The organism is Brevibacterium sp. LE-L, from assembly GCF_050214925.1.
In the GTDB taxonomy this organism is placed as follows: Bacteria; Actinomycetota; Actinomycetes; order Actinomycetales; family Brevibacteriaceae; genus Brevibacterium.
Genome location: NZ_CP189759.1, coordinates 2,099,148 through 2,121,462 on the forward strand (window position 1 = coordinate 2,099,148; position 22,315 = coordinate 2,121,462).

At 63.7% G+C, this 22,315-nt stretch carries 19 protein-coding genes and 3 pseudogenes; 11 read left to right on the top strand and 11 right to left on the bottom strand.

What is annotated here, in order from left to right; translation table 11 throughout:
• Positions 1-8 precede the first annotated feature (8 nt).
• The gene (locus tag ACQE2J_RS09315) at positions 9-773 is read right to left on the bottom strand and encodes an endonuclease/exonuclease/phosphatase family protein (RefSeq protein ID WP_425120619.1); all 765 of its coding nucleotides are present in this window, start codon (positions 771-773) and stop codon (positions 9-11) included.
• 119 nt (positions 774-892) lie between these two features.
• On the opposite strand from ACQE2J_RS09315, the gene lepA reads away from it, so the two are divergent.
• Positions 893-2,761: a translation elongation factor 4 gene (gene lepA / locus ACQE2J_RS09320; RefSeq protein ID WP_135541143.1), complete on the top strand. Its 1,869-nt coding sequence runs from the start codon at positions 893-895 to the stop codon at positions 2,759-2,761.
• Complete coding sequence (gene hemW / locus ACQE2J_RS09325) at positions 2,762-3,991, top strand: radical SAM family heme chaperone HemW (RefSeq protein WP_135541141.1); 1,230 nt, start codon at positions 2,762-2,764, stop codon at positions 3,989-3,991.
• A gap of 74 nt (positions 3,992-4,065) precedes the next feature.
• Here hemW and ACQE2J_RS09330 read toward each other — a convergent pair whose 3' ends face one another.
• The 8 genes and pseudogenes from ACQE2J_RS09330 to ACQE2J_RS09365 form a co-directional block, all read right to left on the bottom strand.
• On the bottom strand, positions 4,066-4,695 hold the full coding sequence (locus ACQE2J_RS09330) for a DUF4870 domain-containing protein (protein ID WP_135541139.1): 630 nt from the start codon (positions 4,693-4,695) through the stop codon (positions 4,066-4,068).
• A gap of 37 nt (positions 4,696-4,732) precedes the next feature.
• Entirely contained in the window at positions 4,733-4,846 is a 114-nt protein-coding gene (locus tag ACQE2J_RS09335; RefSeq protein ID WP_425120618.1) for a DUF4870 domain-containing protein, read from the bottom strand.
• A 128-nt stretch (positions 4,847-4,974) separates the two neighbouring features.
• Positions 4,975-5,139, bottom strand: a pseudogene (locus tag ACQE2J_RS09340) (DUF4870 domain-containing protein); the annotation flags it as partial.
• A 570-nt stretch (positions 5,140-5,709) separates the two neighbouring features.
• Positions 5,710-6,435 (bottom strand): annotated as a pseudogene (locus ACQE2J_RS09345) (transposase); the annotation flags it as partial.
• Between the two features lie 34 nt (positions 6,436-6,469).
• Positions 6,470-7,653 (bottom strand): IS3 family transposase gene (locus tag ACQE2J_RS09350; RefSeq protein WP_420896842.1). Its coding sequence is split into 2 segments (ribosomal slippage): positions 6,470-7,393 and positions 7,396-7,653, totalling 1,182 coding nucleotides; the frame shifts between segments, so codons are not numbered across the junction.
• A 61-nt stretch (positions 7,654-7,714) separates the two neighbouring features.
• Positions 7,715-8,191, bottom strand: a pseudogene (locus tag ACQE2J_RS09355) (IS110 family transposase); the annotation flags it as partial.
• A gap of 356 nt (positions 8,192-8,547) precedes the next feature.
• A protein-coding gene (locus ACQE2J_RS09360) for an IS3 family transposase (protein ID WP_425120641.1) occupies positions 8,548-9,782 on the bottom strand; the annotation gives its coding sequence in 2 pieces (ribosomal slippage) (positions 8,548-9,497 and positions 9,497-9,782; 1,236 coding nt in all).
• A gap of 154 nt (positions 9,783-9,936) precedes the next feature.
• Positions 9,937-11,139, bottom strand: coding sequence for an IS110 family transposase (locus ACQE2J_RS09365; RefSeq protein ID WP_426936256.1), 1,203 nt, complete (start codon positions 11,137-11,139; stop codon positions 9,937-9,939).
• A 682-nt stretch (positions 11,140-11,821) separates the two neighbouring features.
• Between ACQE2J_RS09365 and ACQE2J_RS09370 the strand changes: the two genes are divergently transcribed.
• Positions 11,822-12,286, top strand: a complete 465-nt coding sequence (locus ACQE2J_RS09370; RefSeq protein ID WP_426936257.1) for a hypothetical protein — start codon at positions 11,822-11,824, stop codon at positions 12,284-12,286.
• A 49-nt stretch (positions 12,287-12,335) separates the two neighbouring features.
• On the opposite strand, the gene ACQE2J_RS09375 is transcribed toward ACQE2J_RS09370, so the two are convergent.
• Both ACQE2J_RS09375 and ACQE2J_RS09380 read right to left on the bottom strand, forming a co-directional pair.
• Entirely contained in the window at positions 12,336-12,977 is a 642-nt protein-coding gene (locus ACQE2J_RS09375) for a DUF4870 domain-containing protein (protein ID WP_135542408.1), read from the bottom strand.
• 105 nt (positions 12,978-13,082) lie between these two features.
• Complete coding sequence (locus ACQE2J_RS09380; RefSeq protein WP_205683402.1) at positions 13,083-13,943, bottom strand: DUF3097 domain-containing protein; 861 nt, start codon at positions 13,941-13,943, stop codon at positions 13,083-13,085.
• A 174-nt stretch (positions 13,944-14,117) separates the two neighbouring features.
• Here ACQE2J_RS09380 and hrcA point away from each other — a divergent pair, with 174 nt between their 5' ends.
• From hrcA to zapE, 8 genes are all read left to right on the top strand, one after another.
• A complete protein-coding gene (hrcA, locus tag ACQE2J_RS09385; protein ID WP_425120465.1) occupies positions 14,118-15,161 on the top strand; it encodes a heat-inducible transcriptional repressor HrcA in 1,044 nt (347 codons plus the stop codon).
• 129 nt (positions 15,162-15,290) lie between these two features.
• Positions 15,291-16,406 carry a molecular chaperone DnaJ gene (gene dnaJ, locus ACQE2J_RS09390; protein WP_135542412.1) on the top strand — a complete coding sequence of 372 codons (1,116 nt, stop codon included), beginning with the start codon at positions 15,291-15,293 and terminating at the stop codon, positions 16,404-16,406.
• On the top strand, positions 16,403-17,155 hold the full coding sequence (locus ACQE2J_RS09395; protein WP_426936258.1) for a 16S rRNA (uracil(1498)-N(3))-methyltransferase: 753 nt from the start codon (positions 16,403-16,405) through the stop codon (positions 17,153-17,155). The genes dnaJ and ACQE2J_RS09395 overlap by 4 nt, the downstream gene beginning before the upstream one ends.
• Before the next feature lie 55 nt (positions 17,156-17,210).
• On the top strand, positions 17,211-18,263 hold the full coding sequence (locus tag ACQE2J_RS09400) for a PhoH family protein (RefSeq protein WP_135542416.1): 1,053 nt from the start codon (positions 17,211-17,213) through the stop codon (positions 18,261-18,263).
• On the top strand, positions 18,260-18,748 hold the full coding sequence (gene ybeY, locus ACQE2J_RS09405) for an rRNA maturation RNase YbeY (RefSeq protein WP_426936259.1): 489 nt from the start codon (positions 18,260-18,262) through the stop codon (positions 18,746-18,748). The genes ACQE2J_RS09400 and ybeY overlap by 4 nt, the downstream gene beginning before the upstream one ends.
• Position 18,749: 1 nt before the next feature.
• Positions 18,750-20,063, top strand: a complete 1,314-nt coding sequence (locus ACQE2J_RS09410; protein ID WP_135542420.1) for a hemolysin family protein — start codon at positions 18,750-18,752, stop codon at positions 20,061-20,063.
• 1 nt (position 20,064) lies between these two features.
• A complete protein-coding gene (gene era / locus ACQE2J_RS09415; protein WP_425120462.1) occupies positions 20,065-21,000 on the top strand; it encodes a GTPase Era in 936 nt (311 codons plus the stop codon).
• Positions 21,001-21,146: 146 nt separating this feature from the next.
• Complete coding sequence (zapE, locus tag ACQE2J_RS09420) at positions 21,147-22,154, top strand: cell division protein ZapE (RefSeq protein ID WP_425120461.1); 1,008 nt, start codon at positions 21,147-21,149, stop codon at positions 22,152-22,154.
• The last annotated feature ends 161 nt before the right edge of the window (positions 22,155-22,315 follow it).

Consider the following 22,315-nt stretch of genomic DNA (forward strand, 5'->3'; position numbering starts at 1 on the left):
CCGCAGAATCAGGTGAACTCGAGAACCGCCTCGACGGGAAAGTGATCGGACGGGTACTTCCCCTCCACGGCGAACGTGTCGATGCGCGTGGAGATCGTGCGCAGGCCCGCCGTGGTGAGGATCCAATCGATGCGGGGCTCGCCGGCCTTCGGTCCCCGGTACCGGTGGAAGGTGCCGATGTCTTCGCCGGGCACCTCAGCGGCCGTGTCGGTGAGGCCGAGCTCTGAGCAGAAGAAGTCGTAGACGGGAGATCCGGTGGCGACGTTGAAGTCACCGGTGACGACGCATGGGCCGGCCGCCTCGGTGATGGTGTCGGCCATGATCCGCCCCGACTCGAGCCGGGCACGTTCGGACCTGTGATCGAGGTGGGTGTTGAGCACCCGCAGGCCTCGGCCGGTGCCGAGATCGCGGACGTCGACGGTCGTCAGGGTCCGGGCGTGCGAGACGCCCCAGGACTCCGAGGCGACGGTCTCGGGCTGTTCTGACAGCCAGGAGATGTCGACGGCATCGACATCGAAGCGGGTCGAATCGAGGATCACCGCGGTGAACTCTCCGGAATTGCCGCCGGAATGGCCCTCGCCGAGCCAGATGTACTCTTCGGGCAATAGGCTGATGAGGGTCTCGAGCTGATCGAGCTCCCCTTCCTGGGTGCCGATGATGTGCGGATGGGCGGCGCGGATGAGCTCGGCGGCGATCGGCATCCGATCGGCCACCGGGTGGCCGTCCATCGCCGGGTAGCGCAGATTGAAGCTCATGATCGAGAATTCGCTCATGGCTCCATCTTCCCTGATCGGGTCCCGAATAGGCGCGGATTCCAGCTCCGCATGCAAGTCATGAAAGAATGAGTGATCTGGTCTGTCTGGAGATCTGATCTGTCAAAGGAAGGGCGTTCATGTCACCTCAGGTGAATAAGGAAGCACTCAAGCGGATTTCACCGTCTGCCACCTCACCCGAGCTGATCCGCAATTTCTGCATCATCGCTCACATCGACCACGGAAAGTCGACTCTCGCCGACCGCATGCTCCAGATGACCGGTGTCGTCGAGAACCGCGATATGCGCGCCCAGTACCTCGACCGGATGGACATCGAACGCGAACGCGGCATCACCATCAAGTCCCAGGCGGTGCGCATGCCGTGGGAGCACGAGGACACCCCGTACGCGCTGAACATGATCGACACCCCCGGCCACGTCGACTTCAGCTACGAAGTCTCTCGCTCCCTGGCCGCCTGCGAGGGCGCGCTGCTGCTCGTCGACTCCGCTCAGGGCATCGAGGCCCAGACTCTGGCCAATCTCTACCTGGCCATGGAGAACGATCTGACGATCATCCCCGTGCTCAACAAGATCGATCTGCCCGCGGCGCAGCCGGAGAAGTATGCCGACGAGCTCGCGAACCTCATCGGCTGCGAACCCGAGGACTGCCTGCTCGTATCCGGCAAGACCGGTGAAGGCGTCGAGGAGGTCCTCGACCGGATCATCACGGACATTCCCTCCCCGGTCGGCGACGCCGAGGCTCCGGCCCGGGCGATGATCTTCGACTCCGTCTACGACACCTATCGCGGCGTGGTCACCTATGTGCGCGTCATCGACGGTTCTCTGACCCCGCGGGAGAAGGTCGAGATGATGTCGACGGGCACGACTCACGAACTGCTCGAGATCGGCGCCTCCTCACCCGAACCGAAGGCGACGAAGGGCTTGGGCGTCGGTGAGGTCGGCTACCTCATCACCGGCGTCAAGGACGTGCGCCTGTCGAAGGTCGGTGACACCGTGACGGCGGCGGCGAAGCCTGCCGCCGAGCCGCTCGAAGGCTACCGGGAACCCAAACCGATGGTGTTCTCCGGACTCTTCCCCATCGACGGCTCCGACTACCCGGTGCTGCGCGACGCCCTCGACAAACTCAAACTCAACGACGCCTCCCTGGCCTATGAGCCGGAGACCTCGACGGCGCTGGGCTTCGGTTTCCGCTGCGGGTTCCTCGGACTCCTCCATCTCGAAGTCCTGCGCGACCGTCTCGAGCGGGAGTTCGACCTCGACCTCATCTCCACCGCCCCGTCCGTGATCTACGACGTGACGATGGAAGACGGCACCGAGACGATCGTGACGAACCCGAGCGAATATCCGACGGGCAAGATCAAGGAAGTCCGCGAGCCGATGGTCCAGGCCACGGTCCTCACTCCGAGCGAATTCATCGGTGCGGTGATGGAGCTGTGCCAGGACCGACGCGGCAAACTCCAGGGCATGGACTACCTGTCCTCGGACCGGGTGGAGATCCGCTACCGCCTGCCGCTGGCCGAGATCGTCTTCGACTTCTTCGACCAGCTGAAGTCCCGGACGAAGGGCTATGCCTCCCTCGACTACTCCGACGACGGCCAGGACGCCTCCGATCTGGTCAAGGTCGACATCCTGCTCCACGGCGATCAGGTCGATGCGTTCTCCGCGATCGTCCACCGCGACAACGCCTACTCCTACGGTGTGGCGATGGCCGGCAAGCTGCGCAAGCTCATCCCGCGTCAGCAGTTCGAGGTGCCCATCCAGGCGGCCATCGGCTCGCGGATCATCGCTCGTGAGACCATCCGCGCCATCCGCAAGGACGTGCTGAGCAAGTGCTACGGCGGCGACATCAGCCGGAAGCGCAAACTGCTCGAGAAACAGAAGGAAGGCAAGAAGCGGATGAAGATGGTCGGCACCGTCGAGGTGCCGCAGGACGCGTTCATCGCCGCGCTGTCCTCCGACGAACCGGATACGAAGGACAGCAAGAAGTAAGTGCCCGCTCAACCGACCGGTGAGGTCCCTCCGCTCGACGGCTCCCTTCCCGCCTCGGCGGGCATCGGTGCCGCCGACCGCGGGCTGAGCCTCTACGTCCACGTCCCCTATTGCCGGGTCCGCTGCGGGTACTGCGACTTCAACACCTACACCGCCGAGGATCTCGGTCCAGGTGCCTCCCGTGACGACTACCGCGGCAATCTCGCCCGTGAGCTCGATCTGTCCGTGTCCACCCTCGCCGAGGCGGGGGCGGGCGATCGTGAGGTCGCGACGATCTTCTTCGGCGGAGGAACCCCGACGCTGCTGGAAGCCGAGGTCCTCGCCGGGGTGATGGACGACATCCGCGCCCGGTTCCGCTTGGCCGCCGACGTCGAGATCACCACCGAGGCGAACCCCGACACCTTGGATCCGGCCTATATCGCGACCCTGGCGGGTGCCGGTTTCAATCGGATCTCCATGGGCATGCAGTCGGCGGTGCCGCATGTGCTGGCGACTCTCGACCGGACGCACGATCCGAAGAAGATCCCCGAGGTGGCCCGCTGGGTCAAGGAGGCGGGTCTCGAACTCAGCCTCGACCTCATCTACGGCACGCCGGGGGAGTCGATCGAGGATTGGCGTCGGTCCCTCGACGTGGCACTGGCGAATGAGGTCGACCACATCTCGGCCTATTCGCTCATCGTCGAACCGGGGACGAAGATGGGGGCGATGGTCCGCCGCGGGCAGCTGTCGATGCCGGATGAGGACGATCTGGCCGACAAGTACGAGATCGCCGATGCGGCGATGACTGCGGCCGGACTGCACTGGTACGAAGTTAGCAACTGGTCGACGGGTGAAAAGACCCGGTGCGAGCACAATATGGCGTATTGGCGCAATGCCGACTGGTGGGGGTACGGTCCCGGGGCACATTCGCATGTCGGGGGAGTGCGGTTCTGGAATGCCAAACACCCGCGGGCGTGGGCCGACCGGCTGCTGGCCGGACAGTCCCCGTCGATCGGACGCGAGGTCCTCGACGCGGGCACGCGCGAGATCGAGAGGATCATGCTCGCCGCCCGCATCGACGGCGAGCTGCGTCTCGAAACCCTGGCCCCGGGCAGTCAGCAGGCGATCAGAACCTTCGTGAAGCAGGGGCTTCTCGATCACGATGCGGCAGAGGACGGCTGGTTCCAGCCGACGCTGCAGGGTCGCCTGCTCGCAGACCACATGGTGCGCATCCTCACCGAATACGTGTGAGACCCCGCGAACGGGGATGAGAAAGGGCCGGTGTCCGGGCAGAGACTGCCCGGACACCGGCCTCGGCTCTCAGATCACTTGATCCAGTTCGGGGTCATCGGGATTCGGTAGCCCTCACCGCGATTGGCGGCCATCGCCGCGATGATTTCGATGACGATCATGTAGATGGTCAGCAGCGGCAGGAGCAGGAGGATGAGCAATCCGATGCCCACGATCGTGAGGATGCCGCCGATGAGTCCGATGCCGAATCCGGCGATGACGCCGATGATGAGCAGATTGAGTGACTGCGCACCATGGTGCCGAAGGTACGGGGACTTGTCCTTGTTGATGATGTAGAGGACGAGGGTGACGATCCAGCCGAGTCCGATGACATAGGTCGCAGCGTGTGCGAGGTGAGACCACAGTGCGGTGGTGCGCTCCGTCTCGTCGGCGTTCCAGAATCCGACCGATCCCGGGCCGTAGGCGGCGGAGGGCAGCTCGGTTCCGATGGGCACCGAGGCGGCCGGGGACTGAGCGGAGGACATCCCCATAGGTCCTGCGCTGTAGCCTCCGTGCTGCCCGTACGGCGGCTGGGAGCCCTCAGCCGGCCAGGGTCCGGACTGCGGGATCTGTGTGTACGGCTGTTGTGGACCGGATGACTGCGAATAGTTCGGCGGCATCGGACGCGAGGGTTCGTCGTCGGGCCGCTGCGGATTCTCTGACATGTCTGTCCCTTCCTGGATTCGTCGGCCGGACGCCGACTCATTTCACAAAGTTGATGGTGAGCGGGAACCTGTATCCCTCACCCCGGTTCGCCGCTGCGGCGGCGATGATGCAGAAGACGAAGTTAGACCACGGGGACGATGAATGCGGCATACATGAGGAGGAAACCGAACCCGAAAGTCACGAGGGCGAGCAGGAACCCGAAGAAGCCGAAGACGAAGAACGGCTCCTGTCGTGATGATCGTGTTTGTGATCATCGCGTTGAGACCCTGCCGGGAATGCTCACGGATGTACGGTGATTCGTCCTTCTTGACCAAGTACATGATGAGCGGCACGAACCCGAAGAAGATGGCACCGAGGTGGCGCCACAGTGCCGTGGTCCGTTCGGAGTCCGAGGCCGCCCAGAACTGTTCGGAACCGGAACCATAGGCGTGTTCGGGCAGCATCTCGGAATTGAAGAGCACAGGATTGACCACCTGCCTCTGCTGACCATAATCTGGCTGACCGTTGTCACCGCTCTACTGCCCATAGTCCACCTGGGTGTAGAGCGTACCGTAGTTCGGTGATCGGTTCGCCTGGGAACCGTAGGGCTGGGTGGAGACCGGCTGACCGTTCTGGCTGGACTGCGTACAGGGCTGCTGGGGCCCGAAGCCTGGGAATAGTTCGGCGGCACGTGGCGCCCGCTGGTCGGCTGTCCGGGGTTGTTCGACATGGTGGTCCTTTCGAAGTTGCTGCCCTCTCACAGTAGTGGAGACCACCACCGGGCGGCGGTGCGGAAAGCCGGACATCTGTGCCAGTTCTGTGACAGAAGCGCAGGCATCGTCTATCGACGTCGACCACTCACTGTGACGATGTCGATGAGTTCCTCGCCCCGCCCGACCGAGTGGGGGGTGCCCCTATGGTTTTCGTCAAGGGGTGACCAAGATTTCTTCGAATAGTCTTGCCGGCTGATGCTGGGCAGGACTGATTGGTCCGGGACGCAGTCTCGGACTGGACGTGGGTGCTTCGGAACCTGTCTACGCGGCAGTGGCCTCCATCGGTACGTGGAAATAGGAACCGTCACGCAGCATCGCGAACAATACGTTGCAGCGTCGACGAGCCAACGCGATCAGAGCCTGGTTATGCTTCTTGCCCTGGGCACGTTTCCGGTCGTAGTACGTCCTCGACAACGGGTCTTTCAACGCTGCGAATGCCGAGAGGAATAGCGCCCGTTTGAGGACTTTGTTGCCACGGCGGGACGAATGATCACCACGGATCGACGTCCCCGATCGCCACGTCACCGGTGCCAAACCGGCGTAAGAGGCCAAGTGCCCGGCAGTGGCGAAGTCCTTGCCCACGACCTCGGTCAGGATCCTCGCCGCTGTCCTGACGCCGACTGCCGGCATCGATGTCAGGAGCTCGAAAAGAGGATGCGATTCCACCAACTCCTCGATCCGTGCAAAGACCTCGTCCCGCGACGACCTCGTCTGAGCCAAAGCTGTGGCCAGTTGCGGGAGAACGATCCCTGCCGCATCGGTGCCCGCGACCACCACAGTCTGCTCGTCCAAGGCGGCGAAGATCGCTGTCGCCCAGCGTTTCCACGCTCGTGGAGCGTGTTTGGCCAGCAGCGTCTCGACCCGGTGCTTGCCGGCCCGACGTAGAGCCTTCGGTGTCGGGTACTTCACCAGCAGCGCCGTCATTGCAGGATGGTCCAGGTGGGCACCGATGACGGCTTCTAGTCCGGGGTGTATCTGGGTGAGTAGGCGGGACTGCTGAAGGTTTGGTTGACTCCTGGGTTTATGCCGCCAGGGCGACGGCCTTTTGGTGAACAAGCTCGTATTCAACCGGGGTCAGTTTACCCAAACGTCGCTGTCGACGCTTCCGGTGATAGGTCCGCTCGACCCAGTGGACGATCGCTGTGCGCAACCTCGCTCGCGTGTCCCAACGGCCCCGATCGAGGACGTTCTTCTGCAACACGGCGAAGAACGATTCCATCGCCGCATTATCACCAGCAGCACCGACCCGACCCATCGATCCGACGAGCCCGTAATGCCGTAGAGCCTGCTGGAACTTCCGAGAACGAAATTGCGAGCCGCGATCCGAGTGAACGACACACCCGGCAATCATTCCAGACCCGCCACGACGGGCCACAGCATCATCAATCGCCGCCACAGCCAGGCGAGATTTCATCCTCGAATCGATGGCATAGCCGATGATTCTGTTGCTGAACACGTCCTTGACCGCGCACATGTACAGCTTGCCCTCACTGGTGTGGTGTTCGGTAACGTCGGTCAGCCACAACTCGTTGATTGCCTTGGCAGTGAAGTCGCGTTCGACGAGGTCGTCACACACTGGTGGGCCGGGCTTCTTGCCGTGTTTCCGGGCTCGTTTGATCGTGTGCGAGAACAACTGCTGCTGGGAGCACAATCGCCACACACGACGCTCTGACGTCTGCAGACCCGCGGCGTGGAGTTCATCGGCGATGAACCGGTGCCCGAACTCAGGATCGTCCGTATGAACGTCGTAGGCGGCATTGATCAGATGTGCCTCGTCCCAGTCCCGAGCTGAGACCGGATGAGCGCACCACTTGTAGAACCCCTGCTTGGTAAAGCCGAGCACCCGACAGGTCACTGCCACCGGCACCCCGGTGGCAGCAAGGTCAAGGACCAGCGGGTACATCATTTTGGGTGATGGCCACCGAGCTTCAAGTTCGCTTGCGAGAGGTACGCTGCGGCCTCGCGGAGGATCTTGTTCTCACGCTCGAGCTCGCGAATGCGTTTCAGCGCTGCCGCCTGGGCGCGTGACTCCTCGACATCACGGGAGGGCTCGAGTCCGTGCTCGCGTAGCCGCGAGTCACGCACCCAGGCCTGGAGAGCTGACTTCGAGATACCGAGGTCGGCACACACCTGCTTCTGGGTCATTCCATCGTCCAAGAGCTCGAGCGCTGATTGCTTGAACTCATCGGTGTAGATCTTTGGCATGACTACTATCCTTCCTGGAATTTATCCAGTCGTGAAGTCAACCAAACCTTCAGCAGTCCCGGCCCCGGATCCTGTTCGACGTGGCCGTGGCTTGTTTGGCGAGGTCATCGTCGTAGCCACACAGCATCGACAGTTCCGCGACGTTTTCATCGCTGACCCGAATCCCGCGCAGGGTATGTGGCATGGTGCGGGCGGCTTCAGCGATGATCGCGGCATCCCGGGCATCGGTCTTTGCCTCTCCTGGGTGCAGGTCCGCGATGCGGCGCATCGCCAACCCGGGGAGGTAGGCCACGGTGACGCCGGCTGCTTGTGCGACGGCGACGGGTAGGGCTCCGATCGTGGCGGGCTGATCGACGACGAGCAGGAGTGTCCCGTGGGTGCGGAGCTTGTCGATGAGTGCTCGGAGTTTTGCTTCGTTCTGGGGCAGGGCCTTCGACAGTAGTTGGGTGCCGTCCCTGGCCAGCGCCACGGCGTGGTGGTCGTGTTTGCCGACATCGATGCCGATGAATACGTCAATGGTGTCGTGGTTGGTGATCATGTCACTCATCTTCTTCGACTGGTGTGACTGCGGTTGTGAGTGGTTCGGCTGGCCGGTGGTGCTGGGTGGCTCCGGGGTTCGGCATCCACGTTACGGTCGGGCTCGAGGCATGTGTTCTGCCAGTGGTTCTGGCCCCTATCAGCGATTTCCCTGGTGCCTTCGAACCTCGGTGACAACACCCCCCCCCCCGGATCATGACGACTGGGGGCATGAATCATGCCGAGGTCCTCAGGCCAGCGACCCCTTCTATCCTGACGGATGTTGAGGCTACTTAAAAGGTAACGGGTGCCCCTATGGTTTTCGTCAAGGGGTGACTGGACTGTGTCAAGTTGTTTCGACAGGAGAACACTATTTCCTCAAGCAGCCCGGTCGGCTGCCGATGATTCCGTCTCGGTGCGATCGAAGAACGACTCCATCGCCCGGGCAGGGATCTCATAGCCCAACGCCGAGTGACGCCTCTTCCGGTTGTAGAACACCTCGATATACTCCGCGACCGCCAGCCGTGCCCTTGCGCGAGTAGCGAATCGCTGACGATGGAACATCTCATTCTTCAACGAAGCGAAAAACGCCTCCGCGACCGCGTTGTCCCAACACACCCCAGTCCTGCCCACTGACAAGCGAACCTGCATCAATCGTGCGACTTCCGCATACTCCGCAGAGGTGTACTGGCTGCCTCGATCCGAATGCGCTATTGCGCCCTCGGCAACGTATCCGCCCTGGTAGGCGACCTTAAGAGCATCGATGATCAGACTCGTGCGCATATGCTTCGCCGTCGCCCACCCCACCACCATCCGGGTCGTGAGATCGATGACCGTGGCCAGGAACAACCACCCCTCACCCGTCTTCAGATAAGTGATGTCGCTGACCAGATGCGTCGTGGGTACCGGCGGGTTGAACTCCCGCCGCACCAGATCCGCCCTGTCCTGGGCATCGGCGGCAGGGATCGTGGTTCGCTTCGTTGCCCGGGGTTGGACACCCGCGATCCCGAGCTCGCGCATGATCGCAGCGACCAACCCCAGCGAAACGGTGATCCCTTCGGCTGCGAGATCCTTGTGGATCCGGCGAATGCCGTAGACCTTGTTCGACGCCAACCACAGGGCGTAGACCCGGTCGGCGACGATCTGGCGGCGACCACGCCTGGACTCAGGGTCCGGTTCGGTGTCCTGCCGGTTCTTCCACGCATAGTAGCCGGTGCGCTCAATTCCCAGAATCTGGGTCATCAAGGTGACGGGGAAGGCGCCTTCTTCGGTGTGGATCAGCTCGTACTTCGCGCTCACGGCTGTTCCTTCGCGAAGAAGGCCGCGGCTTTTTTCAAGAACGCGTTCTCCTGCTTCAAACGAGCGATTTCCTTGGCCATCTCGGCCGGGTCATCACTGTTGGCGTCGGGAGCGCGTCGAGCTGATCCGGAGCCGGTTCCTTCAGTGCCAGTGGCCTTCGCGACCCACCGGCCCAGCGTCGACTCGTTGATGTCGAGGTCGCGGGCGACTTCGGCTCGGGACTTCCCGAGGTCGGTGACCATCGCGACGGCGTCGGCCTTGAACTCCGAGGTGAACTCTCTGCGGGGCCGCCGCGGGGATTGGTTGGTAGTCATGTGCAGCAGTTTCCTTTCATCGGGTTCTGCTGTCTACTCAAATCATGACACCCCAGACCAAGATTTCTTCGAATAGTCTTGCCGGCTGATGCTGGGCAGGACTGATTGGTCCGGGACGCAGTCTCGGACTGGACGTGGGTGCTTCGGAACCTGTCTACGCGGCAGTGGCCTCCATCGGTACGTGGAAATAGGAACCGTCACGCAGCATCGCGAACAATACGTTGCAGCGTCGACGAGCCAACGCGATCAGAGCCTGGTTATGCTTCTTGCCCTGGGCACGTTTCCGGTCGTAGTACGTCCTCGACAACGGGTCTTTCAACGCTGCGAATGCCGAGAGGAATAGCGCCCGTTTGAGGACTTTGTTGCCACGGCGGGACGAATGATCACCACGGATCGACGTCCCCGATCGCCACGTCACCGGTGCCAAACCGGCGTAAGAGGCCAAGTGCCCGGCAGTGGCGAAGTCCTTGCCCACGACCTCGGTCAGGATCCTCGCCGCTGTCCTGACGCCGACTGCCGGCATCGATGTCAGGAGCTCGAAAAGAGGATGCGATTCCACCAACTCCTCGATCCGTGCAAAGACCTCGTCCCGCGACGACCTCGTCTGAGCCAAAGCTGTGGCCAGTTGCGGGAGAACGATCCCTGCCGCATCGGTGCCCGCGACCACCACAGTCTGCTCGTCCAAGGCGGCGAAGATCGCTGTCGCCCAGCGTTTCCACGCTCGTGGAGCGTGTTTGGCCAGCAGCGTCTCGACCCGGTGCTTGCCGGCCCGACGTAGAGCCTTCGGTGTCGGGTACTTCACCAGCAGCGCCGTCATTGCAGGATGGTCCAGGTGGGCACCGATGACGGCTTCTAGTCCGGGGTGTATCTGGGTGAGTAGGCCCCGGATCCTGTTCGACGTGGCCGTGGCTTGTTTGGCGAGGTCATCGTCGTAGCCACACAGCATCGACAGTTCCGCGACGTTTTCATCGCTGACCCGAATCCCGCGCAGGGTATGTGGCATGGTGCGGGCGGCTTCAGCGATGATCGCGGCATCCCGGGCATCGGTCTTTGCCTCTCCTGGGTGCAGGTCCGCGATGCGGCGCATCGCCAACCCGGGGAGGTAGGCCACGGTGACGCCGGCTGCTTGTGCGACGGCGACGGGTAGGGCTCCGATCGTGGCGGGCTGATCGACGACGAGCAGGAGTGTCCCGTGGGTGCGGAGCTTGTCGATGAGTGCTCGGAGTTTTGCTTCGTTCTGGGGCAGGGCCTTCGACAGTAGTTGGGTGCCGTCCCTGGCCAGCGCCACGGCGTGGTGGTCGTGTTTGCCGACATCGATGCCGATGAATACGTCAATGGTGTCGTGGTTGGTGATCATGTCACTCATCTTCTTCGACTGGTGTGACTGCGGTTGTGAGTGGTTCGGCTGGCCGGTGGTGCTGGGTGGCTCCGGGGTTCGGCATCCACGTTACGGTCGGGCTCGAGGCATGTGTTCTGCCAGTGGTTCTGGCCCCTATCAGCGATTTCCCTGGTGCCTTCGAACCTCGGTGACAACACCCCCCGGATCATGACGACTGGGGGCATGAATCATGCCGAGGTCCTCAGGCCAGCGACCCCTTCTATCCTGACGGATGTTGAGGCTACTTAAAAGGTAACGGGGTGGGGAGAGAGAAGAGCTCAGATTCCTGCCTCAGTTCGGCAACGGCTGTAGTAAGGTAGCAGCGGAATCGGTCATTGATGCAGAAAGGGCTGCCACGTCGTCTATGAGTACACCGAATCCGGGGCATGGGCAGAGGAACTGGTCAGAAGCCTGGCCTGCTCCCGCGATGTCGCTGACGGGTCACTCTCATTCTGAGTGGGGACATGCGCTCGGTCATCTGCCGACCGAAGACCCACGCGAGATTGCCGCACGGGCAAGGGAGGACTTGCTCCGTCGCCGGCGCGCAACGGATCGCGCTTCCTTGATAGGGTCGCATCCGCTGGAACGGAATGGGCACGGGAAAGCATTCGATGTTGCACGGAACTATCCCGGGACCTACCGCTCTGCGCGAGATCTGCAAGTGAATGTGTTTGGTGTGCCTAAGCGTCCCTTCGAGGTCATCACCGCCTCGGTGCTGGGGTTCATTGCTCCGTTCTTCGTTCTTGCGGCTCTCGTCTGGATGGCCTTCACCGGTGGGCGAGCGTTCCGGATCGTCGGCTGGGTGCTGCGAAAGATCGGAGACCTGACGGATACAGCGGTACTGTCCTGGGCCGGCGATCTATCGAGTGGAATCGCCACGGGGATCGTCGCAATCGCGTTTGTGGTCGGCCTCATCGTGATTGTGGGCTTCACGGCCTATGCATGGCGTCTGGCCGTCGGTCGTGGGCGTGCTCGTTGGGTGGCAATGGGATGTCTTGGCCTGGCCTTCGTGGTGATGACCCCGCTCAATCCGCTGTTGATCGGCTGCTTTCTGCTGTTCGGCACTGCGAGCATAGTGTTCGCCTTCTTGCCCCGCTCCTCGGCGTGGTTTGCCCGCGGCCGGTGATCGGACCAGGCAACACCATTGGGCGCCGTCGGTCAGGACGTCGGACGGGTCATTTGACCATCGAAATCGCCAGGGGGATCCTGTAGCCCTGGCCGCGATTGGCGGCGATAGCGCCATTGATGTGGAAGACGATGTTAACGATTGCCGCAGCCAGAAGAATCAGCAGGCCGACTCCCGTCAATGTGAATATTGAACCGATGAAGAAGATCGGGAACAAAGTCAGTTCGAAATTCAACGACTGGCGGGCATGTTCGCGAACGAACGGGGACTCGTCCTTCTTGACGAGGAAGAGGATGAGCGGCAGTAGCCAGCCCAGCAGGATGGATCCGATATGGGTCCAGACTGCAGTACTGCGGTCCGAGGGTGGTGTTTGCCAGAACCCTTCGGACCCGGTGCCGAAGGCTTGCGGCGGCAACAGCCGTGAGTCGTACAGCGCCTGGTCAGCTGCCGGGCCGTGGGCGCCTGGTGAGACCGAGTAGCTCTGCGGCACACCGTATGACGGTTGGGAACCATAAGGCTGCTGGGAACCATAAGGCTGCTGGGAACCGTATGACGGCTGGGAACCATAAGGCTGCTGGGAACCGTATGACGGTTGGGAACCATAAGGCGGTTGGAGTCCGGGTGCCTCAGGGTAATTCGGCGGCATCGGTCGCGGGTGGCTGTTGTCGGGCTGCTGGGGATTCTGTGTCATGAGCTTCCTTTCGATTCCTCCAGTCATCCACGTTACCGCAGATGTTGTCAACGCAGACTGTGTTGTCGACTTGCGTCGTCATCCTCCGTGCCTCGGGCGCCCCGATCAGCCGACAGTGACGAAGTCGATGAGCTCCTCGACCCGGCCCGACAGCGTCGGTTCGACATCGGCGATCGTCGTCACCTTTCCGAGGATGCGCACCCATCCGCGCGCGACATCGCGGTGATCGGCATGCGGCCAACCGATCCGACGCAGGATCCCCGTCTTCCAATCCTCTCCGCGAGGGACGACCGGCCACTCTCTGATGCCGACGACATGGGGTTTGACCGCCTGCCAGATGTCGACATAGGGATGACCGATGATGTGGACGACGTCGCGGTAGCGCGGATCGGCGCGTACCGCCTCGGCGATCTTCGACTCCTTTGTTCCATCGACCAGGTGGTCGGCGAGGACGCCGACCCGATGCTCGCGATCCGGACCGAAGGCCGCGAGTTTGTCGGCGACGTCATCGAGGCCGCCGAGGGGTTCGACGACCACGCCTTCGATGCGCAGATCATCACCCCAGATCTTCTCGACCAATTCGGCATCGTGCTTGCCCTCGACCCAGATGCGCGACCCACGTGCCACCCGCGCTTTGGCACCTGCCACCGCACGCGAGCCGGAAGCCGTTCGCCCGGGGGCCTGCGCTTTCTTCTTCGTCGGCAGCCGCAGATCGACCGGTTGCCCTTCCAGCAGGAAGCCCGGGCCCAGGGGGAACGCATGCACCCGGCCGTTGCGGTCCTCGAGATTGACGACGACACCGGCCGTGGTCTTCTCCGCTCCGACGACCGCACCGACATATCCGCTCATCGCATCTTCGAGCACCATGCCCAGGCCGAGTTCGACCGGGCGGGACTTCTTCGGACGGTGAGACGACGGTGAGGAGCCGGAGAGCACATCGGGGCCATAGCGATCAAAAACATTCACGGGACACCACCCTAATGAAGGAGCGTCGGGGTCGCGCGCAGACCCGCGGGACACCCCTGAAATGAAATCAGCGGTCGAGAGGCGTAGAATTGGCACTCAGTCGCAATGAGTGCCAGTTCGGGCATGCGGAGACCGACACGGGCACCGGGAACAGAGGCGGGGAGGAGGTCCGCGATGAACGACAGCAGACGAGCACAGGTACTGCGCGCCATCGTCGAGGACTTCGTCGCCACCAACGAACCCGTGGGATCGAAGGCGATCGTGCAGCGGCACACCCTCGGCGTCTCACCGGCGACGATCCGCAACGACATGGCCCAGCTCGAACACGAGGGCTACATCGCCCAACCGCACACTTCGGCGGGCCGGATCCCCACCGACCTCGGATACCGGATGTTCGTCGACTGCATCGACGAGTTCAAACCGCTGACCGGTGCCGAACGCAGTGCGATCTTCCAGCTCATCGACGGTGAAGTCGACCTCGACGGGATGCTCGACCGCACCGTACGCGTGCTGTCGGGGCTGACCCACCAGGTCGCCCTCATCCAATACCCGACGGTGTCCCGCGCCCGGATCAAGCACGTCGAGATCGTCGGCCTCGGACCGGGGCGGATCCTTGTCGTCCTCATCACCGACGCCGGACAGGTCGAACAGAAGTCCATCATCACCCCGACGCCGGTCGATGACGACGCCGTCCGCGGCCTGCGCGACCAGATCAACGCCGAGTTCGCCGGCCGCAAGCTCTCGCAGGTCCTCGGTTCCGCCCCGGGCGTCGAGGCGGCCGCGACTCCCGATCCTGCCGAGCCCGGGGCCCTCGACGACTCCGGACTGCAGCAGGTCCGCGCCGCCGTCGTCGACCTCGTCGCCGCCACTCGTGAAGAGCGCATCATCATGGCCGGCACCGCGAACCTCGCACGCTCCGGACGTGAGTTCGGTGAGAAGATGGGCCCGATCCTCGAGGCCTTCGAAGAACAGGTGGTCCTCCTCAAGTTGCTCACCTCGATGGCCGAAGACCAAGAGGAGATCAGTGTGCGCATCGGGCGTGAGAATACTCACGAATCATTGAGTTCGACTTCTGTCGTGGCCGCCGAATATGGTCATGAGGCGGGTTCCTCGGCCAGACTGGCGGTGCTCGGCCCGACCAGAATGGATTATCCGACGACGATCTCGGCTGTCCGGGCCGTCGCGAAGTACGTGTCCTCGATCCTCGATCGAGGGTAGGGCCGCTGAAGACGAAGAGCTGGAGGCGCCCGAATCAGGGCGAGACCATATCGGTGAGGACTGCGTGGAAGCGCGGTCGCCACCACCAAGAACTGAGAAGACCACTACGTCAGGGAGAGAGAAGTTTCTGTGGCCGATCACTATGAAACACTCGGAGTGTCCAAAGATGCTTCCGCGGCTGAGATCAAGTCGTCGTACCGGAAGCTGGCACGCAAGTACCACCCGGACGTCAACCCCGGTCACGAAGACGAATTCAAGGCCATCTCACTGGCCTACGATGTGCTCTCCGACCCGGAGAAGCGGCGCAACTACGACATGGGCGGCGGCGAGAACGGTCAGGGCTTCCCGGCCGGCGGCGGCTTCGGCGGCTTCGGAGACATCTTCGAAACCTTCTTCGGCGGCGGAGGGGGACAGGCCGCCGGTCCGATCCCACGCACCCAGCGCGGCAAGGACGCCCTCGTCGGCGTCAGCATCGACCTCAAGACTGCGGCCTTCGGCGGCACCGTCGATCTCGATGTGACCACCGCCGTCGTCTGCGACACGTGCTCCGGTGCCGGCACCCAGGAAGGCACGAAGATCGAGACCTGCAGCCTGTGCCACGGCGCCGGCAGCGTCCAGCGCATGACCCGCACCCTGCTGGGCCAGATGGTCACGAACCAGACCTGCAACTCCTGCCACGGATTCGGCACCGTCATCCCGAGCCCCTGCCTCAACTGCCAGGGCGACGGCCGCGTGCGCAAACAGCGGACGATGAAGATCCGGATCCCCGCCGGAGTCTCCGACGGCACCCGCATCCAGCTGTCCAGCCAGGGCGAAGTCGGACCCGGCGGCGGCCCCGCCGGCGACCTCTTCGTCGAGGTCATGGTCACCCGCCACGAGGTCTTCCACCGCGACGGCGACAACTTCCGTGCCGCGGTGTCCGTGCCGATGACCGCGGCCACCCTGGGAGCGACGATTCCGTTCGAGACCTTCGACGGCACCCAGGACCTCAACATCGCCCCGGGCACCCAGTCGGGCACGGTCGTCAAACTCGCCGGACTCGGCGCGGCCCGCCTGCGCTCGGAGACTCGTGGCGACCTGCTCATCACCGTCGACGTGCTCACTCCCGACAAGCTCGACGACGAGCAGCGCGAGCTGCTCGAGAAGCTGGCACAGCTGCGAGGGGAAGAAGCCCCCCGCGCGCAGATCACCACCGAGAGCCGCGGCGTGTTCTCCCGCATGCGCGAAAGGTTCGCCGGTCGGTGAGTCTTCCCGTCTTCCGCTCCGCCCTGGCCGCCGCGGCGGTCATCGGTCAGGTCCTCACCCTCGGTGAGGACGTGGCCGGACATGCGGTGCGGGTGCGACGGATCGGACCCGGTGAGCAGATCGACATCGTCGACGGGGCCGGTGCGCGAGCTCGCGGCACCGTCACGAGCGCTTCACCGACGGACATCGCCATCGACGTCACCGCGGTGACGACGGAACCGCGGCCGGCTCCGCGGCTCGTTCTCGTCCAAGCCCTGGCCAAGGGCGAACGTGACCTGCAGGCCATCGAAACGGCCACGGAGATCGGCGTCGACGACGTCATCCCCTGGGCCGCCGAACGCTCGATCGCCGGTTGGCCGGCGAAGAAGCGGGAGAAGATCGCCGCGAAATGGGAGAACCTGCTCAACGCCGCCTCCCTCCAAGCCCGGCGCTCCCACTTCCCGCAGCTGCACGAATTCGTCCGCGGCACGTCCCTGGCCCAGCGGCTCTCCGCTGCCGATGCGGTCTTCGTCCTCCACGAGACCGCGGAAGCGAAGCTGTCCACGGCACTCGAAGAGGTGGCGGCAGGGGAGGCACCCGAGCGCATCGTCTTCGTCGTCGGACCCGAGGGCGGTATCAGCGACAGCGAACTTGCGGCACTGAAAGACCGCGGGGCCACACCCGTGCTGCTGGGTCCGACCATCCTGCGCTCCTCGTCGGCGGGATCCGCCGGCCTCGTCATGGCTCAGAATTCATTGGGCCGTTGGTGAGCCATCGGACTAGGATGGAAGCACACTCCGGCGTCGCCGGTGACGGCACGCTCGCATGCAAAGGAACATTCTGGACATCACCCACCCCACCCCGAACCCTGTGAACACTCCCGACTCTCACGCGGCAGACACCGACGCCCAGGCCGACTCTCATGCCGCTGACTCCGTACGCCTCGTCATTCCCGACTCGATCGACCTCGTCGAATTCTTCGGGCCCGGGGAATCGAACCTGCGCACCCTCGAGAAGTCATTCGACGACCTTGACATCCACGTGCGCGCCAACCAGGTCCAGGCCGCTGGGGATCCGAACCGGGTCCAAGCCTTCGTCAGCGTCATCGGGGAGCTGAAGAAGCTCCACGCCGCCGGCCATCGGATCAACGATGAGACGATCGAACGGGTCACGAAGTTCTCCTCCGAAGGGGCGGCCGCCTCGGCGGTGCTGGGCACGAACATCCTCTCCACACGCGGAAAGTCGATCCGCCCGAAGACGATGGGCCAGCACGACTACGTCAAAGCCATCCGCAACCACACGATCACCTTCGGCATCGGCCCCGCCGGCACCGGCAAGACGTACCTGGCGATGGCGATGGCCGTCAACGCCCTCCAGCACAAAGAGGTCTCGCGGATCATCCTCACCCGGCCCGCCGTCGAAGCCGGCGAATCCCTCGGCTACCTGCCGGGCACCCTGAACGAGAAGATCGACCCATATGTGCGACCGCTCTACGATGCGCTCCACGATATGGTCGACCCGGAATCGATCCCGCTGCTCATCGAGACCGGCACGATCGAGGTCGCACCCCTGGCGTACATGCGCGGACGGACTCTCAACGATGCCTTCGTCATCCTCGACGAAGCGCAGAACACGACGGCCGAGCAGATGAAGATGTTCCTCACCCGCCTCGGCTTCGGCTCCCGGATGGTCGTCACCGGTGACATCTCCCAGATCGACCTGCCGGGCAAGACCCGCAGCGGACTCAAGGTCGTGCGCGACATCCTCGACGGGATCGAGGACCTGCAGTTCTGTGAACTGGGCAGCAAGGACGTCGTCCGGCATTCGCTGGTGACGAAGATCGTCGAAGCCTACGACCTGTGGGGAAGTGCCGAATGAACACCGAGATCCTCAACGAGACCGACGCCGAGGTGGACCTCGACGAGGCCGTGGCCCTGACCGAGTACCTCGGGGAGGCCCTGCACATGCATCCCGGTGCGGAACTGGCCGTGACCATGGTCGACACCGCAGCGATGTCCGAACTCCACGTCACGTGGATGGACCTCGAAGGACCGACCGACGTCATGTCCTTCCCCATGGACCAGCTCCACCAAGGAGAGCCGGACAAACCGACCGAAGGTCAGATGGGTGACATCATCATCTGCCCCGAGGTGGCCGCCGCCCAAGCCGACGCCGCCGGCCATTCGACAATGGACGAGATCCTGCTGCTCACGGTGCACGGATTCCTCCACCTCCTCGGCTACGACCACGGTGAGCCGGAAGCGCGGGAGGAGATGTTCGCCCTGCAGCGGCATCTGCTGCTGACCTTCTTCGCCGCTCGCTACGACGGTCGCACCGACATTCCCACCCCCACCGAGGTCTGAGGTGTTCGCGTACTTCCTCGGTGCGGCGCTGTGCCTCATCATCGCAGCCATCCTGTCGGCGGTCGATGCGGCTCTGCTCAACGTGTCCCACCACGCCGTCGAGGAGGCGAAGGAAGAGGGCAAGCGCGCGGCCGTGCGGGTGGAGAAGATCCTCGGCGACCTGCCGACGAACATCAACGTCATCATCTTCGTCCGCAACTTCCTCGAGGCGCTGGCCACGGTCTTCATCGCACTGGCCTATGACTCCTACTACTCCGTGGGACCGCTCATGGTCTTCCTCACGGTGCTCACCGCCTCGGTGGCGGTCTTCATCATCACCGGCGTGTCTCCGCGCACGATCGGCAAGCGCCGGTCGCTTGCCGTGTGCCTCAACCTCAGCTGGATCGTGCGCATCGTCCTCGTCGTCCTCAAACCGCTCACCCGCATCCTCGTCGTCCTCGGCAACCTGCTGACCCCGGACAAGGTGTACAAGGACGGTCCGTTCGTGACTTCTGAGCAGCTGCGCGACCTCGTCGAGAGGGCCAGCGAATCCGATATCATCGAAGATGGCGAACGCGAGATGATCCAATCGGTCTTCAACCTCTCGGACACCTCGGCGAACGAAGTCATGGTCCCGCGCACCGACCTCGTCACCGTCGACGCCGACGTAGGTCTGCAGAAGACGATGAACCTGTTCTTCCGTTCCGGCTTCTCCCGGATCCCCGTGTGCGGGGAGGACCTCGACGACGTCCGCGGCGTCGCCTATCTCAAAGATGTGGCCCGCCGCCTTCAGCTCCACCCGGACGACACCGACAAGCCGATCGGGACGCTGGCGCGCAGTGTGCTCTTCGTGCCCGAGACCAAACCGGCCGACGATCTGCTGCGACAGATGCAGCTGGACTCCACGCACTTGGCGATCCTCGTCGACGAATACGGCGGCACCGCCGGGCTTGTGACCATCGAGGACATCGTCGAAGAGATCGTCGGCGAGATCGAAGACGAATACGACAACGGCGATGACGAACTCGTCGCCGCCGAGGACGGATCCTTCGTCATCAGCACGCGCATGTCGATCTCGGACTTCGCCGAATACTTCGACGTGCGCATCGACGAAGATGATGTCAACAGCGTCGGCGGGCTGCTTTCGAAGCTCATCGACAGGGTGCCCATCGACGGTTCGCATGCGAGCATCGCCGGCCTCCATATCGAAGCCATGGAAGGCCAGGGCCGCCGCCACCGCATCACCCATGTGCGGGTCACCCGCACCGCAGACGACACCGCCGCCGAGGCGCAGACCGCCGCGGCCGGAAGCCCGGGGACGAAGGAAGAGGACTGACATGGAATTTCGCACAGACTATCCCGAGGGCTACCGTGCCGGGTTCGCCTGCTTCGTGGGACGGCCGAACACCGGCAAGTCGACGCTGACGAACGCCTTGGTGGGGGAGAAGGTGGCGATCACCTCGGCAAAGCCGCAGACGACGCGGCACACGATCCGCGGAATCGTCCACCGGGACGATCACCAGCTGATCCTCGTCGACACCCCCGGACTGCACAAGCCCAGGACGCTGCTGGGCTCCCGCCTCAACGACCTCGTGGCCACCACCCTCAACGAAGTCGACGTCATCGGCTTCTGCCTTCCCGCCGATGAGGCGATCGGTCCCGGCGACCGTTACATCGCCTCCCAGCTGGAGTTGCTCGACGAGCGGACCCCGATCGTCGCGCTCGTGACGAAAGTCGACCTCGTATCCAAGGACAAGGTCGCCGAGGCGCTGCTGGCCGTCGGCGAACTCGCCGACTTCGCCGACGTCGTCCCGGTCTCCGCGGCCGACGGTTTCCAGATCGACACCGTCGACTCCGTTCTCTCCTCCCATCTGCCGGTGTCGCCGCCGCTCTACCCCGACGGCGACCTCACCGATGAGCCGGAGGAGAAGATGATCGCCGAACTCGTCCGTGAAGCCGCCCTCGAAGGCGTCCGCGACGAACTGCCGCACTCCCTGGCCGTCCAAGTCGAGGAGATGTACCCGCGGGAGGGCCGCAGCGAGGACAATCCGCTGTGGAACGTCCACGTCAACCTCTTCGTCGAACGACCCAGCCAGAAGGCGATCATCATCGGCAAGGGCGGCAGCCGACTCAAAGCGATCGGTTCGGAATCCCGCCAGGGCATCGAACGCCTCCTCGGCACCAAGGTCTACCTCGACCTCCACGTCAAGGTCGCCAAGGACTGGCAGCGCGATCCCAAACAGCTCGGCCGACTCGGCTTCGACTTCAGCTGAGACGAACCGAACGGCTTCGGCGGACGAAGGCGCGCCGAAGCTGTGCGTGTGCGCCCGTCCACCTCGGTTCTCTGCGCCTGTGATGGTCCTCACCCGCTCGGGCCCGATTTCCGTCGGGCCCGCGGGCCTGCCTTAGACTAGGCCGAGTGAATGCCGAGCAGACTCTGGTCGCACTGAGCGACCGATCCCCACAGGTTGCCCCCGAAGAGCTCATCGCAGGCCTCGTCCCGCCGCCTCAGTTCGAGGACGTGTCCTTCGACAGCTATCGCACGGACCCCGCCGAGCCCTCGCAGGCCGAGGCTCGGAGAAGACTCGAGCAATTCGCAGCACAGTCGAACTCGAAGGGGTTCTTCGGCAAGCTCTTCTCGAAGGGGAAGTCCGGTCCCAAGGGCGTCTACCTCGACGGCGGCTACGGTGTCGGCAAGACTCACCTGCTCGCGTCCGCGTGGCACGCCAATGAGAAGCCCGCCACATTCGGCACCTTCGTCGAATACACGAACCTCGTCGGTGCTCTGGGCTTCGCCCGCGCCCGCGACGACCTGTCGCAGATGAAGCTCGTGTGCGTCGACGAATTCGAACTCGACGATCCGGGGGACACCGTGCTCATGTCCCGGCTCATGCGCGAACTCACCGATGCGGGCGTGAAGATCATCGCAACGTCGAACACCCTGCCCGGCTCGCTGGGAGAGGGCCGTTTCGCCGCTCAGGACTTCCTCCGTGAGATCCAGGCGCTGGCCGACCAGTTCGAGGTCTTTCGCATCGACGGTCAGGACTACCGCCACCGTGCGCTGAGCTCCCCGGCAGATCCGCTGCCGGCCGACGAGCTCGATGCGGCCACGGCGAAGCTCGAAGGCACCGTCGCCAGAGATGAGTTCTCCCAGCTGCTGTCTCATCTGTCGACGGTCCATCCGTCCCGCTACGGGCGGATGGTCGACGGCGTGGACTCCGCCGTGTGGGAGGACGTCACGACGATCGAGAACGAGAGCGTGGCGCTGCGCTTCGTCGCTCTGGTCGACCGGCTCTACGACCGCAACGTCCACATCGTCAACTCCGGTGTGCCGTTGGACAAGATCTTCACCGAGGAGTCTCTGGCCGGCGGCTACAGGAAGAAGTACATGCGCTGCCTTTCGCGGCTGACCGCGCTGTCATCCTGACTCCACCGCTGTCATCCTGACAGCGGCTCCGCACGTTCCCGTCGACCACGGTGAATGGTCGGCGGCCTCTGTGCATTCGGCCACCGTCGGGTCAGAGCTACCGGCGGGTGATGAACGGCGGCGGGACAGCGACCCCGGAGGGTCAGCGGCGTCGGCCAACT